Annotated in this window: 18 protein-coding genes; 9 read left to right on the top strand and 9 right to left on the bottom strand. The window is 55.8% G+C overall.

What is annotated here, in order from left to right:
- Positions 1 to 130: 130 nt before the first annotated feature.
- The 7 genes from JWZ98_RS17355 to JWZ98_RS17325 all read right to left on the bottom strand — a co-directional run bounded on the left by JWZ98_RS17355 (position 131) and on the right by JWZ98_RS17325 (position 8,430).
- A complete protein-coding gene (locus JWZ98_RS17355) occupies positions 131 to 3,304 on the bottom strand; it encodes a BTAD domain-containing putative transcriptional regulator (protein WP_205451177.1) in 3,174 nt (1,057 codons plus the stop codon).
- A gap of 416 nt (positions 3,305 to 3,720) precedes the next feature.
- Entirely contained in the window at positions 3,721 to 4,680 is a 960-nt protein-coding gene (lipA, locus tag JWZ98_RS17350) for a lipoyl synthase (RefSeq protein ID WP_205451176.1), read from the bottom strand.
- An 81-nt stretch (positions 4,681 to 4,761) separates the two neighbouring features.
- Complete coding sequence (gene lipB / locus JWZ98_RS17345; protein ID WP_205451175.1) at positions 4,762 to 5,382, bottom strand: lipoyl(octanoyl) transferase LipB; 621 nt, start codon at positions 5,380 to 5,382, stop codon at positions 4,762 to 4,764.
- A 9-nt stretch (positions 5,383 to 5,391) separates the two neighbouring features.
- Entirely contained in the window at positions 5,392 to 5,658 is a 267-nt protein-coding gene (locus JWZ98_RS17340) for a DUF493 domain-containing protein (RefSeq protein ID WP_205451174.1), read from the bottom strand.
- Positions 5,655 to 6,494 (bottom strand): D-amino acid aminotransferase, encoded by an 840-nt coding sequence (locus JWZ98_RS17335; protein WP_205451173.1) that lies wholly within the window; start codon positions 6,492 to 6,494, stop codon positions 5,655 to 5,657. Before JWZ98_RS17335 ends, JWZ98_RS17340 begins: the two co-directional genes overlap by 4 nt.
- Positions 6,491 to 7,654 carry a D-alanyl-D-alanine carboxypeptidase family protein gene (locus JWZ98_RS17330; protein ID WP_205451172.1) on the bottom strand — a complete coding sequence of 388 codons (1,164 nt, stop codon included), beginning with the start codon at positions 7,652 to 7,654 and terminating at the stop codon, positions 6,491 to 6,493. The genes JWZ98_RS17335 and JWZ98_RS17330 overlap by 4 nt, the downstream gene beginning before the upstream one ends.
- Before the next feature lie 143 nt (positions 7,655 to 7,797).
- Positions 7,798 to 8,430, bottom strand: a complete 633-nt coding sequence (locus tag JWZ98_RS17325) for an HTH domain-containing protein (protein ID WP_026603737.1) — start codon at positions 8,428 to 8,430, stop codon at positions 7,798 to 7,800.
- Positions 8,431 to 8,626: 196 nt separating this feature from the next.
- On the opposite strand from JWZ98_RS17325, the gene JWZ98_RS17320 reads away from it, so the two are divergent.
- A complete protein-coding gene (locus JWZ98_RS17320) occupies positions 8,627 to 9,007 on the top strand; it encodes a group 1 truncated hemoglobin (protein WP_020485015.1) in 381 nt (126 codons plus the stop codon).
- A gap of 15 nt (positions 9,008 to 9,022) precedes the next feature.
- A complete protein-coding gene (locus tag JWZ98_RS17315; RefSeq protein ID WP_205451171.1) occupies positions 9,023 to 10,009 on the top strand; it encodes a 2Fe-2S iron-sulfur cluster-binding protein in 987 nt (328 codons plus the stop codon).
- On the opposite strand, the gene JWZ98_RS17310 is transcribed toward JWZ98_RS17315, so the two are convergent.
- On the bottom strand, positions 9,982 to 10,878 hold the full coding sequence (locus JWZ98_RS17310; RefSeq protein ID WP_205451170.1) for a LysR family transcriptional regulator: 897 nt from the start codon (positions 10,876 to 10,878) through the stop codon (positions 9,982 to 9,984). The two genes, JWZ98_RS17315 and JWZ98_RS17310, sit on opposite strands and share 28 nt — an antisense overlap.
- A 127-nt stretch (positions 10,879 to 11,005) precedes the next feature.
- On the opposite strand from JWZ98_RS17310, the gene JWZ98_RS17305 reads away from it, so the two are divergent.
- From JWZ98_RS17305 to JWZ98_RS17285, 5 genes are all read left to right on the top strand, one after another.
- On the top strand, positions 11,006 to 11,863 hold the full coding sequence (locus tag JWZ98_RS17305) for a hypothetical protein (RefSeq protein ID WP_205451169.1): 858 nt from the start codon (positions 11,006 to 11,008) through the stop codon (positions 11,861 to 11,863).
- Positions 11,864 to 11,887: 24 nt separating this feature from the next.
- Positions 11,888 to 13,468 (top strand): DHA2 family efflux MFS transporter permease subunit, encoded by a 1,581-nt coding sequence (locus JWZ98_RS17300; RefSeq protein WP_205451168.1) that lies wholly within the window; start codon positions 11,888 to 11,890, stop codon positions 13,466 to 13,468.
- Positions 13,468 to 14,913 carry an efflux transporter outer membrane subunit gene (locus JWZ98_RS17295; RefSeq protein WP_205451167.1) on the top strand — a complete coding sequence of 482 codons (1,446 nt, stop codon included), beginning with the start codon at positions 13,468 to 13,470 and terminating at the stop codon, positions 14,911 to 14,913. Before JWZ98_RS17300 ends, JWZ98_RS17295 begins: the two co-directional genes overlap by 1 nt.
- 8 nt (positions 14,914 to 14,921) lie before the next feature.
- Entirely contained in the window at positions 14,922 to 16,082 is a 1,161-nt protein-coding gene (locus JWZ98_RS17290) for an efflux RND transporter periplasmic adaptor subunit (protein ID WP_240348060.1), read from the top strand.
- 167 nt (positions 16,083 to 16,249) lie between these two features.
- On the top strand, positions 16,250 to 16,984 hold the full coding sequence (locus tag JWZ98_RS17285) for a DUF5765 domain-containing protein (RefSeq protein ID WP_033155703.1): 735 nt from the start codon (positions 16,250 to 16,252) through the stop codon (positions 16,982 to 16,984).
- A 35-nt stretch (positions 16,985 to 17,019) separates the two neighbouring features.
- Here the strand turns inward: JWZ98_RS17285 and JWZ98_RS17280 are convergent, their stop codons facing one another.
- On the bottom strand, positions 17,020 to 17,901 hold the full coding sequence (locus JWZ98_RS17280; RefSeq protein ID WP_205451165.1) for a PfkB family carbohydrate kinase: 882 nt from the start codon (positions 17,899 to 17,901) through the stop codon (positions 17,020 to 17,022).
- A gap of 215 nt (positions 17,902 to 18,116) precedes the next feature.
- Here JWZ98_RS17280 and JWZ98_RS17275 point away from each other — a divergent pair, with 215 nt between their 5' ends.
- Entirely contained in the window at positions 18,117 to 19,550 is a 1,434-nt protein-coding gene (locus JWZ98_RS17275; RefSeq protein WP_205451164.1) for a circularly permuted type 2 ATP-grasp protein, read from the top strand.
- A complete protein-coding gene (locus tag JWZ98_RS17270) occupies positions 19,544 to 20,488 on the top strand; it encodes an alpha-E domain-containing protein (RefSeq protein WP_033155700.1) in 945 nt (314 codons plus the stop codon). The genes JWZ98_RS17275 and JWZ98_RS17270 overlap by 7 nt, the downstream gene beginning before the upstream one ends.
- The last annotated feature ends 41 nt before the right edge of the window (positions 20,489 to 20,529 follow it).

Raw genomic sequence — 20,529 nt, 5'->3', positions numbered from 1 at the left:
ACCCTAAAGCAACAGGCCTCACAAAAAACTCACAACATTGACCGAATTTGTTTGCGGATGATCGGCGAATGCGTGACCGGAAGTTATTTAGTATTAGCTCGATGCCGTCCATTAAGGCTATGAACATTGTTTAGCCTTTACCGACGTTTGGTGCCGTGATCAGTACGGCCAGGGACTTTAAGCGGGGAGAGGGTTCGATGCCATAGTGGCCGGCATAGTGGCGCCGACAGCGGCGGTAAGCTAGCAAGGCCTCGGCGCGCCTATCTTCGGCGAGCAGGCAATCGATCAGCCGGTATTGCAGATTTTCCGCCAACGGTTCAATTGAGACGGCTTGCGTATAGCAGGCGATGGCCACGGCTCTCCGGCCTGCGGCTTCCAGCTCGGAACCAAGCTTTTCCAAAGTTTGGATGAATTTGGCAGCGAGATTTTCCCGTTTCGATGCCGCTAATGGCGCTTCCAGGCCGGGCAAAAACGGGCCGCGCCAGACTTTTAACAGGCGATCCGCCAAGGTTGCGGCCTGATTCGGGTCGGCGGCAAATCGTCTGGCGACTTCGTCGACGACCCAAATGTCCAGCCAGCACAATTCCCGATTCAAAGACAGGGTGCCGCCCTGCAACAACACCGCCTCATTCCGTCCCAGCAGTTTGCGCAGGCGCTGCAAGGCCACTTCCAGCGCGTGCTGGGCGGCATCGGCGTCCGAGTCCGGCCACAGCGCATCGGCCAGGGTTTGTTGAGGCACGCCGTCCGGATTGGTCGCCAGCAACCACTGCAGCAACTGCAATGGCTTGTTGTCTTTTTGCCTGCGGCGGGCCGCCGGTTCGAGGCCGTCGATCCTGAACTGGCCCAGCGTCCGGATTTTCACCGGCCACGGCCATTCTTCGCAGGCGTTACCGTCCGGTTGCAGTTGGCGTTGCACTATCCACCAACGCACATAGTCGGCTTCGATACCGCGCTCCAGCGCCACGGTACATAACCTGCCGATCACTGCCGGCTGCCAGAACGGGTGCACGTTCAGATAGCGCTGGCGCTTGCCCAATGCCATCGCTCGGGCCAACGCTGCCAGGCCGCCGGCTTCGTCGTCGCCGGCCAGTAGGACTTGGGCTTCGGTCAGCAAGGCCATGAACAGAATGAAGGGCTTGTCCGCGCGAACGGCATGGCTTTGCAATTGCTGTAAATGCCGGGCGGCTTCGGCCAGATCGCCAGCCGCCGCCAAAATTTGCGCCAGACCGTGCTGAACCAGGGCCGCCACCGACGGTAAATTGATTTCGCGGCAAATCGACAATGCCAGTTCCGCTTCCTGGCGCGCTTGGCTAAAACGCTGTTCCGCCAGCGACAGGCCGGAGCGCAAATGCAACATGAACGATTGATCCACCCGCCGATTCTCCGGCATACAGGCTTCCATGCGCGCCAACGCCGAGCGAAAGCGCTCCCAGTCCCTGGCCGACAGCGCGGTGTAGGCTTCTTGTCCGTAAATGTTCGGCAAATAAAAAGCCAAGCCGTAAGCGGTAGCCAATTGCGCGGCCGCCTCGGTGGCTGCGTAAGCGGCGGCGTGCTCGGCGCATAGGTAAGCGTTCACTGCTTGCCAATTCAATAGATTGATCCGGTACAGCGGTTCGTCGTTGGCTATCTGCTGATCCAGTAAGGCAAAAAAGGCGCGCGAACCTTCCGTATCGCCGCGCCAGACGTGGTATTGCAACAGGAAGGAGGTCAAAAACACCTGGCGCCCCGGTGGACAGTGCGGCAGGCGCGCTAATGCTCGCTGCGCCCAGCGTCGGGCCAATTCTAGGTAATCGGGGAAGTGGACCAGAATATTGCCGCAGCCCAGGATCCAGGCGTCCAACTCCGGATCGTCGGCTGCTTCGATTACTGAATCCAGCACAGCCAGTTCGTTCAGCCAGCGTGCCGCGTCGCGAAAGTCGTCCATCACGAAAAACATCGCGCTCAGTACCCCGGCGGCGCTCAGCGCTTTGCCCAAGGGGTCGTCGCCGAAACTGGCGTGAGCCCGTTCGAACAAGGTTTGGGCCAACGGCGGATTTAACGCCAACTGGGCCGCGGCCCGCCAGAACTCCAGCCACGGGTTAGCCGGTAAGTCGTCCGGTAAACTCTGCAACCAAGACTGCAGTTGCAGGCTTCTGCCGGCGCCCAACTCGGTTTTGGCATGGACCAGAATCAGGCGTTGCAGGTCCAGTCCGGCGCCGGCTTGGCGGTACAGTTCGAAGGCCTGGCCAATCTCGCCGTGGCGTTCCAGCACTCCGGCACTGCGTTTTAAAAATGCCGCGTAATCGTCCTGTCCGAGGTTGGCCCGGTGGCGGGCCAGCAGAAATTCCCGCAGCAAAGGGTGAAGTTGGTAACTGGGGATGGCAGTGTCGATGCGGTTGACCAAATAATGGTTGGCCGCCAGTCGGGCCAACGTCGCCAACACGGCCGGGTCGTCTGCTAAATCGTGCGCCAGCGGCTCGGTTGCGGTTTCTGCGCAGGCAACGGCCAGCAACTGTTGCAAGACGGTGGCATCCAAACCGTCCTGCACCCGTTGCGCTAAATCTGCTTGCTCGTTGGCCGGAGTCGGATGTTCGGGTGGCCGTTGCCGTAATTCCACGGCTAAAGCGGCTGGCCAGCCGCGGCTTTGGCCGAACAGCTTGTCGAGCCTGTCGTTGCCGCCGTCGAATCCGGCTAGATCGGCCAGTCGGCCGGCTTCGTCGCGGTCAAACGCCAATTGCGCCGGCGTGAGCATGCCGAGCGGCTGCAATGCAATAGCCAGTCCGGGCGGTGGTTCGTGGCGGCTCAGACACAGTATTCGGTGCTGCACGCCGACGATGCGGCCCAATGCGGCCAATATCCGCACCAGTAACGGCGAAGCGACCACCTGGTGGCAATCGTCGAATACCAGCAGCATTGGCGCGGCTTCGGGCGGCAACAGCGTGCGCAATAACTCGCCGACATAGGCTTCAAGGCCGGGCAAATATTCCGGGCCGAACGCCGGTGTCGCGGAGACCAGGCCCAAACGGGTTGCCGCAGTGCGGAAATGCCCCAAAAAAACGGCCGGGTCCAGGTCATCGCTGTCGAAACGGTACCAAAGTACGGGTTGAGTGTTTGCGGCGGCATAATCAGCCGCTAACGTGGTTTTACCGTAACCGGCCGGCCCGAACAGCCAGACTGCCGAACCGTAGTCGGAATAGCTGCGGTCTATTTGTTCGAACAGGCGTCGGCGGCAAACCACAGCGGGTAAGGTCGGCGCGACCAATTTAGCGGGAAGTTGCGCGCGCACCGGTTTGTCGATCATCCACCCCCCAAGCAATTTATCCACACGAATCGCGTCGGTAGTTCAGCACAAACCAGCGTCCGGCAGCAACTGTTATTAATCCGGTCTTTAATAATCGGCTGGGAAGAGTCCTATAAATAGTATTCTATTCACGCAAAAGCAGTTAGGCTCTTAATATCCATGTGCCCGATGCCGGCTATTCAGCCACAAACCGATGACCTTAAATCAGCCGGCTTACGCGCTAGAGGAAATCAAGAACCTGCTCAGCCGATTTCACTGAGTACCGAAGTAAATATAATGTTCGACGTCGCCCCTTGCGGGTTGGCAATTGAGACCACTCCGCGAATCAGTTACGGGCCGGATTTACTTGCTTGCGTATTCTTTATCCATGCGCGATTGACGGCTATGATGCGACAAAGCTCAAACGCTATCGGGATGTTTGTATAGCTTGGGATGTGTTGCTATTTGCCAACACCCGCTGCCTGCAAATCGGCGTGATAGGAAGACCGTACCAAGGGCGCGCTGGCGACCTGTTTGAATCCCAATTCGCGGGCGATGTCAGCATAGCGCTGAAATTGGTCGGGATGAATGTATTCCTGTACCGCCAAATGGTCCTTGCTGGGTTGTAAATACTGGCCCAACGTCAGCATGCTGACGCCGTGGGCCAGCAAGTCTTTCATCACGTCAATCACTTCCGCTTCGGTCTCGCCTATGCCCAACATCAAGCCGGATTTGGTTGGTACATTGGGTAAGCGTTGTCGGTGTTGTTGCAGCAATTGGAGCGAAATATGGTAATCGGCGCCGGGGCGGGCTTGCAGATACAGGCGCGGCACGGTTTCCAAGTTGTGGTTGAACACATCGCACGGCTGTTGTTGCAGAATGTCCAGCGCCGTATCCATCCTGCCGCGAAAATCCGGCACCAATACTTCGATGGTGGTATTAGGCGACTGGCTACGCACTGCCGCGATACAAGCGGCAAAATGGCTGGCACCGCCGTCGCGTAAGTCGTCGCGGTTCACGGATGTGATCACCACGTATTTCAAAGCCATTGCGGCGATGGTCGCGGCCAGATTGGCCGGTTCTTCCGCATCCAAAGGCTGCGGTTTGCCGTGGGCAACGTCGCAGAACGGGCAGCGGCGCGTGCACAAATCGCCCATGATCATAAAGGTGGCGGTGCCGTGGCTGAAGCATTCGCTCAAGTTGGGGCAGGCGGCTTCTTCGCAGACAGTGTGCAAGCGGTGTTCGCGCAATGATTGCTTGATGCGATTGACTTGGTCGCCGCTGGGCAATTTGATGCGTATCCAGTCCGGCTTGCGCAAGATTTGTTCGGGCTTTTCCACTTTTACCGGAATCCGCGACAGCTTGTCGGCATTACGTTGATGAGTTTCCGGGGTGAAGCGGGAAGGGGCGTTGAGGGTCATATAGCCACCGGGCACTGGGGTTGGTTTTAGAGTCTTCGCGAGCTTGGCTGTTTCCAGCGAGGCTCGTCGAATTTGCTTATTTCAGATTTCTATCGCTTGCAGTAACTGATGCACGACCGGCACGGCTAGTTCCTGATTAGTGATCTTAACCCCCAAATCGGCCAGTTGCGTGACTTGCAAGCCGGCATAGCCGCAGGGATTGATGTCTGCAAACGGCGCCAAATTCATATCGTTGTTGATGCTCAGGCCATGGTAACAGCAACCGCGCTTGATACGCAGGCCCAGCGAAGCAATTTTTTGCTGATTGACATAGACGCCCGGTGCCTTGGGCTCGGCTTGGGCGGCGATGCCGTATTGCCGCAAGGTGTTTATCACCGCGTTTTCCAGAATATTCACCATTTGTCTGGGACCTTTGTTTAAACGGCGCAAATCGGCCAACAGGTAAATCACCAACTGGCCGGGACCGTGATAAGTCACTTGGCCGCCGCGGTCGCTTTCGACGATTTCGATGTCGTTGGCTTTAAGAAAATGTTCGCGCTTGCCGTTTAAACCTAGCGTATAAACCGGCGGATGCTCGACGATCCAGATTTGATCGGCAGTGTTGTCGTCGCGTTCGGCAGTGAATTGCTGCATGGCTTGCCAGACGTCGAGATAGTCTTGCGTCCCCAGATCGCGAAGGACAGTCGTCGCCTTACTGGACATCAGTTCGGCTTACAGCGCCATCAATACATCAGGGCAGGCCGTCAAGCCCAGGTAGATGGCGTCCAGTTGTTCGCGGCTATGGGCTTCGATCATGATCGTCACCGCCAGATAATTGCCGCCTTTGCTGGGTCGTGTGGTGACCGCGCCTTCTAGAATGTCCGGGACATGGCGGCGGACGATTTCCACGACGATGGCGTCGAAATTGTCGCTATGTTTGCCCATCACCTTGATAGGGAATTGGCAGGGAAATTCCAGTAAGCTTTCGGTTTCGCTCATGACAGTGATTTTTTATAGGCTTGCAGTAAGTCGTGCATGCGTTGCCAGGCGGGGCCGGGTTTGCCGTCGCCAACTTGCTGGCTATCCAGTTCGATGACCGGCACGATCTCGCGGGTGGAACTGGTGACCCAGATTTCGCTGGCGTTGTGCAGGGCTTCCAGTGCGATGATGTCTTCTTGATAAGGGATGTTATGCGCGGCCGCCAATTCAAGAATCACGTCGCGGGTAATGCCGGGCAGGATTTCGTGGCTTTTCGGCGGCGTAATCAATTCGCCGTCCAGCAACGCAAACAGATTACTGGCCGCGCCTTCGACGACATAACCGTTGCGCACCAGTATCGCTTCCGCGCAGCCTTGATCCAGCGCCTCCTGCCTAAGCAGAATGTTGCCCAGCAATGTAATGGCTTTGATGTTGCAGAGCTGCCAACGGATGTCGTCCAGCGTAATCGCCTTGATGCCGTCGACTCGGCCGGCGAACGGCTTGATGTCCGCAGACATTGCAAATATGGTCGGTACGATTTGTTCGGGGAAACCGTGATCGCGTTTCGGCGCATAGCCGCGGGTGACTTGCAGGTAAATGTATTGATCGCGGTCATCTGCCAGCAGCGGCCGGAAAATCGCTTCCCAGTCCGCGACGCTGTGAGGCAACGGTAAACGGATGCCGTTCAGGCTGTTGTTGAGCCGGGCGATATGGTCTTCCAGTCTGAACAGCCGGCCGTTATAAGCCGGAATCACTTCGTAGACGCCATCGCCGAATAAAAAACCGCGATCCAGCACCGACACTTTGGCGTCGGCTAATGGCAGATAAGCGCCGTTCAGATAGACTTGCTCGGTCATTCTTTTTCCAGTAAGCCAATGGCTGCGTCGTAGAGACGGCGGAAAATGCCGCCCTCGGCGACAGCATCCAAAGCCACCAGCGGTTTGCTGAGGATGGATTCGCCAGCCAACGAAATGTTCAGGTTGCCGACCGTGTCGCCCTTGTTCAACGGCGCGAATACGCCTTTGTCGATCTGCGTTTCGGCTTTCAGTTCGTTAAAGTGTTTGCGCGGAGCGGTGACATACAGGTCTTCCGGTAAACCGACCGGGACTTTGGAGGTCACGCCTTTTCTGACCCGCGCTTCGCCCAAAGGCTTATTGCCTTCGTACAGACGGTGGGTTTCGAAGAAGCGGAAACCGTAATTCAGCAGCGATTGGCTCTCGTTGGAGCGTGCGCCGGCGCTGGCTGTACCCATGACCACCGAAATCAAACGCATATCTTCGCGTTTGGCGGAGGCCACCATGCAATAGCCGGCATCGTCGGTAAAACCGGTTTTCAAGCCGTCAACGGAAGGGTCGCGCCATAACAGCAGGTTGCGGTTTTGCTGCGTGATGCCGTTGTAAGTAAATTCTTTTTGTTTGTCCCAGCGGTAGTACTCCGGGAACTCTTTGATCACCGCGCGGGCTAAGGTCGCCAAGTCATGCGCCGAACTGTAATGGTTAGGGCTGGGCAGGCCGGTGGCGTTTTCGAAATTGCTGTTGGCCATGCCCAAGCGGCTGGCTTGTTCGTTCATCATCGTCGCGAAGGTTTGTTCGCTACCGGCGACGTGTTCAGCCAAGGCGACGCTGGCATCGTTGCCCGATTGAATGATCATGCCTTGCAACAAGTCTTCGACTGCCACTTGTTTGTTTACCTCAACGAACATTTTTGAGCCGCCGGTTTCCCAGGCGTTCTGGCTGATCGTGACTTTTTCGTCCAGCGTCAAATGCCCGGCTTTCAGCTCGCGGAACACCACGTAGGCGGTCATGATTTTAGTCAAGCTGGCGGGCGATACGCGCTTGTCGGCGTCTTTTTCGGCCAATACCCGGCCGCTGTCGAAGTCCATCAAAAAGTAACTGGAGGCCGCGACGCTGGGAGCGGCGGGGGTGAAAATCGGGCTGGCGGCTTGCAGCGAGAAGGCGGTTAACAATAACAGCAGCCCGCTAAACAGGCTGATTGTCGTACGGAAAGGTTGGCTCATGGTCGCAATTCAAAAAAGTCATTCTGGAAGCGGACATTGTACCACTGAGAGCCGCCGCTTAGAAAAACCCTCGTATTGTGCTAAGCAGCTTGAGCCAAAAGCCGGAGATTGTTGCAACTGTTTGGATTAGTTGGCAAGTTGGCTCACGCACCCGCATTGCAGATTTTGAATTTGCAGGCGCAATCCTGCAAGGCCATGCAGGCGGTTTGCTCGATGGGTTTGTCCAACAGGGTGGACATCAGCGCACGGTCGAATTCGCACAGTTCCGGATGTTGCTGGGCCAGATCGTGATAAACGCAATTAACGGCTTTAATGGTCGGCTGCGCTTGTTCGGTGTCCATTTCGGCGTGATAACCCAGCGATTGCATTAATTCCACCAGCGCGCTTTGCTTTTGTGCCGGGTCTTTGCCGCTGAATTGCGGAGCCAGCGACTGTGCCAGATTAACGCCCATACGCCACAGCATTTGCCGCAAAGCCGTTTCACCGAGTTCAGCTTTCAACTCGCCCAGCAACAAGTTGCAGAACCAGGGATATTGCTTGGGCAGGCGGTTACGGCCTTGTTCGGTCAGCGTGTAATTGCGCGAAGGCCGGCCGCCGGTGCTGTTCAGGGCCGCTTCTGCAACCAATTGGTCTTTTTCCAAACCGGTGAGATGTTGTTTGACCGCGTTTCTGGAGATTTCCAATTGCGCGGCCAGCTCGTCGATACTCATACCGGCCGCGCTGGACAGCAGTAATTTTAAGATTTGTTCCTGGCGTGAGCCGGTGAGTTTGACCATGTGAATGTGGGGCGGTCGGAAATAAGGGATGCGGCATTCTACGCCGGATCAACTGGCAGGCAAAGCACTACAAGCCTATTTTTGCCATATAAATAACTTTTATAATAAAAATATTGCAAAAGTGTTTTTTTTCGCTTACTCTGCGCTCGGCTTTGAACAGCCGCATTTTTTTATTTGCAACGAAAGGCAGACCATCATGAGCGAAACCACGGCAACTCTTTACGAACAACTAGGCGGCGAAGCGGCCGTTAATGCAGCCGTCGATATTTTTTATCGCAAAGTCTTGAGCGATCACCGCATCAACCGCTTTTTCGATAACACCGATATGGACAAGCAAGCAGCCAAACAAAAGTCATTTTTAACCATGGCCTTCGGCGGTCCTAATAACTATTCCGGCGCCGATATGCGTCAGGCCCATGCGCATCTGGTAAAAAAACTGGGTTTGGACGATTCGCATTTTGACGCGGTGGTCGAGGATCTGGCGGCTACCTTACAAGAGCTGAACGTGCCGCAAGAGCTGATCAATCAAGTCGCGGCTATTGCCGAAAGCACGCGTAACGACGTCTTGGACCGCTAGGCGCTGGAGTAGGGGATGAGCTTGTATAAACTCAGCGTGAACGACCGCGATATTATTTGCGAGTCTGGTGAAACCGTGCTGGACGCGTGTCTGCGCGAAAACATCGACATCCCCTATGGTTGTCGGCAGGGCGCCTGTCAGAGCTGTATGGTGCGCAGCTTGCAGGGCCCGCCACCGCTGGCGGCGCAAGACGGTTTAAAAGAAGTGTTGCGCCATCAGAATCATTTCCTAGCCTGTCTGTGTTATCCGCAGCAGGATATGTCTATCAGCATTAGCCCGCCCGCCGATTTTTTCACCGAAGCGACGGTAATTGAAAAAAGTTTGTTGAATGCGGAGACGCTGCAACTCACCTTGCGGTGCCGGGAAACCATGGATTATTACGCCGGCCAGTTCGTGAATCTGAAACGCGCCGACGGATTGACCCGTAGTTATTCGATTGCCAACAATCGCTTGCAAGCCAACAAATTAAGTTTTCATATCCGCCGCTTGGCCGGAGGCCGCTTCAGCGAATGGGCGCACCGGGAACTTCAGGTAGGCGACAAACTCGAGGTATCTGATCCGCAGGGCCTGTGTTATTACCTGCCGACCGCTCCGGAGAAAAATCTATTGCTGATCGGCACCGGCAGCGGTTTGGCGCCATTGGCGGGCATAGTCAGCGAGGCTTTGCACCACGGCCACAGCGGCGATATTCATCTGTTCCATGGCAGCCGCGAGATGGATGGTTTGTATTGGATCGAGGAAATGCAGGCGCTTGCCGACCAATACTCAAATTTCCATTACACCGCCTGTATCTCACGCGGCGATGCGCCTGATGGCGTGGCCAGGGGCCGGGCCAACGACGTGGCGATGGCGAGTTTGCCTAGTCTGAAAGGTTGGCGGCTGTATTTATGCGGCCATCCGGACATGGTGCATCAGACCAAACGCCAAGCGTTTTTGCATGGCGCGGCCTTGCAGGACATCCATGCCGATGCATTTCATGTCGCGTCGGCCACCTTGGATTGATCGGGCAGCACATAAACCTTTTGCCGCTCCAGCGCCGCCAAGATGCGGATCTGCGCCAGCACCTGCTGTAAAACCGCCGAATCGTTATCGCGCTGCGACACCATGTAGGCCGGTAATTTGAATTGCGGGCTGTCGGCGACCGGAAATAGTTTGCCGGCTTGTAGCAATGGTTCGGCCAGGCGTACCGGCAGGAAGCTGGAGCCGCGGCCTTGCGCCAGAATCAGTTGTACCGCCATCCAGCCGATATTGACCACCTGCGCCGGCCGTTCCAGGTTGGGGTAGCTATTACTGTGCTGAGCATAAAACCCGGGTGCCCAATCGACATAAATGTAATCGTCGTTTGGCCAGGGCTGTTTGGGATCGGTGGTCAACAGCACCAATGTTTCGTCGAACAAATGTTCGATTTGCAGGCCAGGGCTGTGCTGGGGGGTGTACATCAAGCCGATGTCCAATGCGCCTTCCACCAAACTGCGCATCAAGTCTTCTTCAAAACCGATATCGCTACGGATGGAAATATCCGGCATAGCCTGTCTTATCGCGCATATCCATTCCGGCAACAAGGTTTCGCACAAGGCAATCCGCGCCCCAATGCTGATGCTGCCGCGAAACCGGCTGGGTAGGCCAATGTCGTGCCGGGCTTGTTCCAGTGTTAATAGCAAGGATTTGGCATGCCGCAAAAAACGCCGGCCCGGCAAGGTCAAGGTAGCGCCGGAGCGATTACGGACAAACAACGTGACGCCCAAATAGGCTTCCAGGCGCTGGATTCGGGTGCTGACGGTGGATTGCGTCACGTACAGGCGATTGGCGGCTTCCAAAAAGCTGCCGTTGGCCGCGACGCTTAAAAAGGTTCTGATTTGATCAATGTCCATGGTTTTAATATTGCATTTGTCGATATTAAAGTCCAATAAATATCGCTTGTCTTATATCAAAGCGGTTTTTATAGTGCCATCTTATTAATGTATCGATTCGATGGCATTCGCTGGCGCGGAGGAAATCATGAAAACTTCAAAATGTTCGTTTACCTGGCTATTTGCCGGCCACAAAAAAGTCCTGTTGGGATTGGCTTTGCCATGGCTGTTGGTGGCATGTACGGCGCCGAGTATTAAGCCGGTCGCGTCACAAATCGATCAATTGCACAGTTTCTTGATTGTGCCGGTGCAAGCGCCGCCGCTGGAAGTAATACCGGATTTGATCGAGCGGCGCGATCCGGCTTATCGACATTTCGAAAACATGGCCTTGGGTTATGCACTGCCCACCGGACTGTATCAGACCGCTGGCGGCATCGTGGTTGCGGGCATGGTCAGCGACACTCATACGGCGGATGTGGATTCGATGACCAAGGCAGCGCCAACAGCCGCGGACGGTTCGGCGAGTGCCGATTTGCTTTGGACACCGGCCAAGGCCGCTGCGCAGAAATTGCGCGGATTACTGTCTGCGGAAAATCGTAAAGGGGAATTGAGCCGCGAGTATTACCCGTTGCCAACGGTGGGCGACGCCAGTTTGCAACATTGGCATCAGGCGATTCAGGCCTGGTACGGTCAGAACACCACGCCAGTCGATTATGTGGCGATGGGCCGCTACGATGCGGTGATAGAGGTGGGTATCGGCCGGTATCGAATCTTCGAGGGACAAACGTCTTTGCAGCTAATGATCAAGCTCATCGATCCGGTGTCGCGCAACGTTATCGCCCGCACGCTTTCGGAGAGTTTTAAGGTTGACGAACAGGCGCTCGCCTCCCTGGATAACGATGGCGCAGCGTTTAAGCAATTGATTGGCGATATGGCGGTCCCGCTGTTGCGGCAAAGTTTGGGCGACATCGGTCTGCGCATGCCGTCTCAAGCCGATGAAACTTAGAGCGATGACACGGCCAATAACCCGATGAGCGTTGTCTATCAAAAACGCCTGCGCGGCTGGCGTTTTACGCTGTTTAATCTGTGTCTGGGTTTCGGGCATGCGCTGGTGATCTTCAATGCCGGCGCTTATATCGCCATGCTGCCCAGAGTAGCCGGCGGCTTGGGCGTGCCGCCCAGTTTTGCGACCTGGACCCAAACCGATTATATGATAGCGCTGGCGCTGGCGTTTCCGGTGGGCGGCTGGTTGGCGCGGCGCTTCGGTGAATACCGGCCCTTCGTTGCGGCTTTCCTGGCGTTTGCCTTGGCCTCTTTCCTCTGCGCCTATTGCACTGCCTTTTACGGCTATCTGGCTGGCCGCATTGTGCTGGGATTTGCCGGCGGCTTGACGCTGCCCTTGGGTCAGGCCTTGTTGTTGAAGGAATATCCCGATAGACGCAAATCGCTAGGTATCGGTATCTGGAGCCTATTCACGTTGACGCCGTTCACTTTTGGCCCGCCTTTGGGTGGTTGGATAGCCGATAACTTGGGTTGGCGCTGGCTGTTTTGGCTCAACATCCCGGCGGCATTGGCGATTGCCGGTATCGTCGGCGCGCTGTTGTATCGGCGCGGTCACCGGCGATCCTGGCAGCGCTTCGATAGCGTGGGTTTTATCTTATCGGTAATGCTGGTGTTTGCTTTGCAGACTTTGTTGAACCAGGGCAACGATTGGGACTGGACCAATTCGGCTTACATCAAAGGCTTAATCGCGTTGATAGGCGCTTTGCTGATGTATTGGGTGGTGTGGGAATTGCACGTGCGCCGGCCATTTTTGGATATTCGCCTGTTTGCCCACCGCAATTTCAGCATTGGCGTATTCATTTTATTCACCGGCTTTCTGTATTTTCAAGGCTTGCTGTCCTTGCTCATCGTACAGTTACAACTGGCGTTCGGCTATTCGTCGTGGGAAGCCGGTTTGGTATTTCTGCCGATGGCTATCTGCGCCAAGCCGATGGCCAGCGTCTTGCACGAGATCGTCAAACGCTGTGATGCCCGGCTGTTGGCGAGTGCGAATTTGCTCGGATTCGCCGCCACCTATTTTTGGCTGAGTCGCTTCGACGATCCGGACTCGTTTGCCCAATTGTTCTGGCCGAAGTTGCTGGAGGGCGCCTGCCTGGGCAGCTTTTTCGTGCCGATGACCGCTTTGCTGCTGCACGGCTTGCCAGCCGAACGGCAATGGCGGGCGCTGGAATTGGCTAATCTGTTGCGGATAGCGGCCGGGGCAATCGGCATTGCCGTGCAAGGCATCGTGCTGTACCGGCGGGCGCCGCAGCATCTGACCCGCTTTGCCGAAAATCACGGCGCGTTTGAATTGTCAGATCATCCTGCCTTGGCAACGCTAAATGCCTTGGGATTTGCAGAGCCGGCGGCGTTGACCAAATATGCCAAGCTGGCCGGACGTGATGCGGTGTTACACGCCATGAACGATGCGTTCTGGATGGCCGGTTGCGTGTTTGTCGGCATGGCGGCGTTGGTCTGGTTTGCGCACCCGACTCGCACCCCGGTGAAAGTCAGTGTCGAGCAGGAACTGCGCCGGGAAACTCAGGAATTACTCGCGGAGGAGGCCTAATGTCTGTACGCCGATTCATTGCACTGGCGTTAATGTTGGGTATTTCGTCAAGTTGCGCCCGGTTCGGTGGAGAAGAAACTACGCGCGCCAGTCTGTTACCCATGCCTGACATGACCAACACCGTTGCTGATGCGCGCGGCAGTTTCGCAAGCAGCGATGCCTGGCCGGCGCCGGATTGGTGGACTGGTTTCGCCAGCCCGGAATTGCAGCGCTTGATAAGCGCGGTGCTGGCCGATAATCCGGATTTGAAGGCCACAGCGGCCCGGTTGCGGCAGTCACAGGCGATGGTCGATGCGCAGGCGGCCGAACTGTATCCGACGGTTGATGCCAATGTTAGCTTCTCGGCGCAGCGCTTCTCGGCGAACAGCGTGCAAGCCAAACTGGCCGGCGAGAACTTTCGGCAGATGCTGATTAATCCTTTGATCTTGCGTTATCACCTGGACTTTTGGGGACGCGACGCGGCGGCCCTGCAAGGCGCGGTTGGCCGCTCGCTGGCGGCCGCGGCGGAGTTGGCCGATGCGCGGCTGTTACTGGCGTCTGCCGTGGCCAAGGCATATTTCGAGCTGCTGGCTGTCAGCGAAAAGCAAGGCATCGCCGAGAACATCGTCGCCGAGCGGCGGGCCTTGTTGCAATTTGAACAGACACGTTTGGCGACCGGTTTGGCCCCCGACGCACCGCTATTGCAGGCCAGAATAGCCCTTGCTAACGCCGAACAAGGTTTGGCTGCGGCGCGCGCCGACGTGGCGTTAAGTAAAAATTTGTTAGCGGCGCTGGCTGGGAAGGGGCCTGATTGGGGGGCTGGCATCGTCATCGAACCCGATCAGTTTGAGCAAGCGTTAACCCTGCCGGTGGATTTGCCGCTGCATTTACTGGCGCATCGTCCCGATATTAGCGCGGCGCGGCTGCATGCCGAGGCGGCGGCCGAGGAAATCAAGGTGGCCGAGACGGCGTTTTATCCGGACGTCAATCTGGTGGCCTTCACCGGCTTGCACAGCGTCAGCTTGAGCGACGTGTTGTTGCAAGGTTCCAGTCTGGCTTACGCGGTCGGGCCGTCCATCGAGTTTCCGATCTTCGAAGGCGGCCGCCTGCGCGCCAATTTGGCGTATCAAGAGTCTGCTTACGAAGCCGCTGTCGAGCGCTATAACCGCAGCTTGGTGCATGCGGTGCAGGAAGTGGCCGATGCGCTGAGCCGTTGGCGCGAGCTGGATGAGCGCCTGGCGGCACAGAGGCAAAGCTTGGCCGACGCATTAGCCGCTGACAAGCTGGCCGACAGTTTACGCATTCATGGCTTGTCTGATCGCGCCGCGCCGAGTTTGGCTAAATTGGAGGTCTATCAACAACAGTTTCGCTTGGCGGCTCTGGTGGGCGAGCGACACAAAGCCGAGATTAATATCATCAAAGCGCTGGGCGGCGGCTACAGCGACACTAAACCCGCAAAGCCATGACCGCAAACATGCCAAAAAAAATTCGTCCTCGAGAAATTCTGCGCCAACGCCGGCGCCGCTTGCAAGGCGTCACCTTGGCTTTGCTGCTGGCCGGTTTGGCTTATCTGGCTTATTGGTGGCTGGAGCATCGCGACTGGATCGCCACCGACGACGCCTTCGTGGCCGGGCATTTAATTACGTTGAAAACCCAGACTGACGGTACCGTGATCGAAGTATTGGCGGAAAACACCCAGTGCGTGGAAAAAGGCCAGGTCTTGGTTCGGCTGGATGGTGTGCATGCCGGCATTGCCTTGCAGCAGACGCAAGCCGAATTGGCGGAAGCGGTGCGGAATATCGTCAGTTTGCAGGCCAAAGCCGAGACGCTGAAGCAGCGGGCCTTGGTGAAACAAGCTTTGCTGGCACAGGTTGATCATGACTTGGCGCGCTTTAACGCAGCGGCTAAGGATGGGGCGGTTTCCGATCAACAGCTACAAAATGCCCAAGATAAAAGCCACGAACTGCAGGCGGCGATTAAAGAAATTCGCGCCGAACAAAGCAGTATTGAGGCGCAATTGCTGGATTCGGGTATCGATAATCATCCTGCGGTGGAAAAAGCTAAGAGCCGCTTGCGCCAAGCGTTTCTGGATTTTCAGCGCCGAAATCTGGTGGCGCCGGTGTCCGGTTGCGTGGCCAAACGCAAGGTGCAAGTCGGCGATACGCTGAAGGCTGGTGCGCCCTTACTGGCTATCGTGCCGCTCGACGATCTATGGATAGAAGCCAACTTTCTGGAAAGTCAGATCGCCGGGGTCAGGCCGGGGCAAGCGGCGGAAATTCGCGTGGCGGCGTATGGCGACGAACGGATGTATCACGGCCGGGTGCAAGGCATCAATCCAGGTACCGGCAGCATCTTTGCAGTGTTGCCGACCGATAATGCTACCGGTAATTTCATTCATATCGCCGAGCGTTTGCAGGTGCGTATCGCGCTGGATGCCGCGGAACTCAAGGCCAATCCCTTGCAGCCAGGCTTGTCTACATTAACCCGTATCAACATAGAAAAAGCCGACGGTTTGGTATCGGCATCCGCGGTTACGCTGAATGGCGAGGCTTATCGCACCGATGTTTATGATCGAGAGTTGGAGGGTGCCGAACAGTTGATAGAACAGATTGAGTTGGCCAATCGGCCGCACTAGTTCGGCCGTATTCAGGCGGCTAGCGATTAATTCCCACAAAATTGCTGCAATAAAACGCCGCTACGTGTATCTTTGCCTTCCGGCAAAAATGGCCGGCACTCATAAATCAAACCGGCGACTGCGACAAGGTACGCGCCGCTTCTAAAAATTTAAATGACGGATTAACCATGTGTTTTAGTGCCAATATGTCTTTGGGCCTGGGAGTGGCGGGGCTCGTTGCCTCCACGGTAACCTTCCTGGATAAGGACGAAACCTTTTGGGTGAAACTGGCGAGGGCTTACGCCATTTTTCACTTCTCGTTGATGGAATTTATTCAGTATTTTGCGTATCCGGTAGCCGATCAGTGCGGCTACGGCAGCAATCTTTTTCTAAGCGAATTGTCGTCGGTGCATATCAGCCTGCAAGCCTTTGCGATCATGCCGGCTTTGGCGACGTATTCGTCGGACCCTAAGGCCTTGAAGAAAGCTTTTATTGTCGGCAGCTCTTTGAGCGGTTTGTTTTTGATTTTGACCCGCTTGCCGAACGACTGGCAGCTGTTTGATATTGACCCTAATTTCATCGGCCGGATGAACTCCTGTCTGTTCATGGGCATTTACCATATCGGTTATGCGATCTCCAGCGCCTTTGGTTTGCTGGTAACCCATGGCTCCCTGTTTGCCCTGGCCTTCAGCGCGTTTGTCTGGAAAAACAATTGGCGAATCGGCATCTACCATTGTTTTGGCGCGTTGATGACCTTGTTCATGCCGCAATGGCTGTTTGGCGTCAGTACCGGCGAGGCGGCAGCCATGTATTGTTTTTATTCGATCCCGATCACCGCCAGCTTCATGCCGACATTTAAAAAGTTTTTCTCCGCCCAGTCTGACGATTGGTCAGACGGTGTGCCTGCCAGACAACAGTCTTGATTAGTGCCGCAGAGGCACAAGACATTACGCCTCTGCTATTGCCAGGCTTCAATAAATCCTTGATAAAACGCTGGGTCGGCGACGGTAGCGCCGCGCTGACCTACCAACGCCGACGCAAACTCCTGCGCCCGTTTTAGCATCACGGGCATAGGCCAGTTTTCGGCAATCCCCAATAACAAAACTGCTGCAAACGCATCGCCGGCACCGACCGTATCAACTATTTTAATATGGCTTTCGGGGGCGATACTGAACAACTCCCCAGATGAATTCAGCGCCAGCGCACCTTGGCTGCCGCGCGTAAGCACCACGCCTTTTAAATGATATGTCTGCTGCAATAGGCGCAACTTGGTGTCTATGCTCTGCTGGTCAGGCAGCAATAATTCCAATTCTTCATCGTTCAGTTTTAACCAATCCGCGCCGGCTATCCATCCCAAGACCTCATCCGCTTGCCACCAGGGCGCGCGCAGATTGACATCCAGAAACACCGGGCCACTCCAGTTCTGTTGCATATCAAGCAATGTTTGTCTGGAAACCGGGTTTCGTAAAGCCAGGCTGCCATGATAGAGCAAGCCCTGTTTGTGGGCATGATGGAACGCCTCGGCATCAATGTAGTCGTAAGCTTGCTGGTCCAGAATCCGGTAGCTGGGTTGCCCGTCTGTTATGCTGACCGCTACGCTGCCGGTTGGATGCGTAGCGTCGATCTGCATGGCAGATCGCGTCATACCGGTACTTTGCATGGCCGCGAGGATCTCGCGGCCGGCGTCATCTTCACCTACACGGCTGACAAACTGGGCTGGCCGGCCCAAAGCTTGCAAATGCCAGGCGACATTAAACGGTGCGCCACCGAGGATTCGGCTGCCGTCCGGAAAATTGTCGAATAGTACTTCACCGAATATCGTGAAAAAAGCTGTTTGCATCTGTCTGGCCTCGCCGCAATTGCTGGTTTAGAGCGATCACAATAATCAACGCCTGCGGAAATGACAATGGCGTGTGAACGGCTATGGTCGTTTTCAGGGCGCTTACCGATGTGTGCTGCACTGATGTGGTGCGTAAAGCGGTTTGGGTGATGTGGTGGCGATTTAACTTTTTGATAAATAGACATTAATAAGATTGGCATGTGGATTGCTGAAAGATGGTCATGAATATAAATACTTTTTTCGATGAAATGCGTACCTCAACCGGTAGCGTCCGGCGGCTGTATCAACCCTTCGCGGAGTGGTTGAGCAGTACCGATCATGCCCAGTTGATGCAAAAGTCCCGCGAAGCGGAAATGCTGTTTCGGCGGGTGGGTATTACTTTTAATGTCTACGGCGACGAGGCCGGCGCTGAGCGCTTAATTCCATTTGATGTGGTGCCGCGGATTCTGGCCGCGACGGAATGGCGGGTGTTGTCGGCGGGCGTGATTCAGCGAGTCACGGCGCTGAATGCGTTTTTGAACGATCTGTATCACGATCAGGAAATCATCAAAGCCGGTATCGTCCCCGCCAGCATTCTGGAAAACGAGATGTATCGGCCGGAAATGCAGGGCGTGGACGTGCCCGGTGGGATTTATGCACATATCGCCGGCGTCGACATCGTACGTACCGCCGAGAACGAATTTTATGTGCTGGAAGACAATCTGCGCACACCGTCCGGGGTTTCCTACATGCTGGAAGACCGCAAGATGATGATGCGTCTGTTCCCGGAACTGTTTCGCCGTTATGCGGTAGCGCCGGTCGAGCATTATCCGCAGGTGCTATTGAACAATTTGCGGGCGGTGGCGCAGCCCGGTGTTTACGATCCGACTGTGGTGTTGTTGACTCCTGGCGCCTATAACAGTGCGTATTTCGAACATGCGTTTCTGGCGCAGCAAATGGGTATAGAGCTGGTAGAGGGCCAGGACTTGTTTTGCAAGGACAATGGAGTGTTCATGCGCACCACGGAAGGCCCAAAGCGCATTGACGTGATTTATCGGCGCATCGACGACGATTTTCTCGATCCGCTGGCGTTTCGCGAAGATTCGATGCTCGGTGTGCCGGGCTTGGTCTCGGTGTATCGCAATGGGGGCGTCACGCTGGCTAACGCGATTGGCACGGGAGTGGCAGACGACAAAGCTACCTACACCTATGTACCGGAGATGGTGCGTTTTTATCTGGGCGAGGAGCCTATTTTGTCCAATGTGCCCACGTATAAACTGGAAAATCCCGACGATTTGAAATATGTGTTGGCGCATCTGGAGGAACTGGTGGTCAAGGAAGTGCAGGGTTCCGGCGGTTATGGCATGTTGGTGGGACCAACGTCCTCCAAACAGCAGATCGAGGATTTTCGGGCGCGGATTTTGGCCGAACCTGACAATTACATCGCCCAACCGACTCTGGCTTTGTCGACTTGTCCGACTTTGGTTGAACAAGGGGTGGCGCCGCGCCATGTGGACTTGCGACCGTTTGTGTTGTCCGGCAAAACCACCACGCTGGTGCCGGGAGGCTTATGCCGAGTAGCGATGCGGGAAGGTTCACTGGTGGTGAACTCCTCGCAGGGCGGCGGCACTAAGGACACTTGGGTATTGCACGGAGACTCAACATGCTAAGCCGCACCGCCGACCATCTTTACTGGATGGCCCGTTATATCGAGCGCGCCGAGAATATGGCGCGGGTGCTGGACGTGACTTATCGGATGTCACTGGTCGCCAATAGCGCCTACGACGAAGCCGCACGCTGGAAACCCCCGGTGCAGATTGCCGACGATATCGAGGCTTTCGAGAAAAACTACTCCGGCTACACTGCTGTCAATGTGATTCAGTTCATGGCTTTGGATGAGCGTAACCCTTCCAGCATCGTCAGTGCTCTTAACTCGGCGCGCGAAAACGCGCGTGCCGTCCGAGTGGCGATGTCTTCGGAAATGTGGGAGACCGTCAATGCCTTATGGTTGGAACTTAGGCAACGGATTCGACAAGGTTTACGAGAAGCAGAGATCAGCGAATTTTGCGATTGGGTGAAATCGCGTTCGCACCTGTTTCGCGGTGTTACCTTCGGCACCATGTTGCGCGATGACAGTTACAAGTTTGTGCGTTTGGGCAGCTTTGTCGAACGGGCCGACAATACCGCCCGGCTGCTGGATGCCAAGTATCAATTGCTGTTGCCGGCCGTGGAAGCTCCCGAGGGTCAGGTCGATTATTACGAATGGAGTTCCTTGCTGCGTTCGGTATCGGCATTCGAGGCCTATCAAAAAGTATTTCGAGATACCATCGAGCCCTGGAAAGTGGCCGAGCTATTGGTGTTACGCGACGACATGCCGCGCTCTTTGCATGCCTGCTACGACGAACTAGCGCCTATCCTGGAGCAACTGTGTCGGCAGCGGGGCCGGGAGTGTCTGCGCTTGGCCGGCGAAAATCATGCGCGGCTGCATTACGGGCGGATGGCCGACATTTTTAAGACGGGCTTGCATCAGTTTTTGCAGGATTTCATTTTGCGTAACAACGCGCTCGGCGTTGAAATTCAGCGGGCCTTTCTTAATGGACCGGAATAAGTCCTTGTGTAAACAGTGTATTGCTGCACCGACTGTTTAAG

It is taken from the genome of Methylomonas sp. EFPC1 (assembly GCF_016925515.1).
Lineage (GTDB): Bacteria > Pseudomonadota > Gammaproteobacteria > Methylococcales > Methylomonadaceae > Methylomonas > Methylomonas defluvii.
Note: the sequence above shows the minus strand (reverse complement) of the source record. Positions and strands in the feature narration are given on the sequence as shown.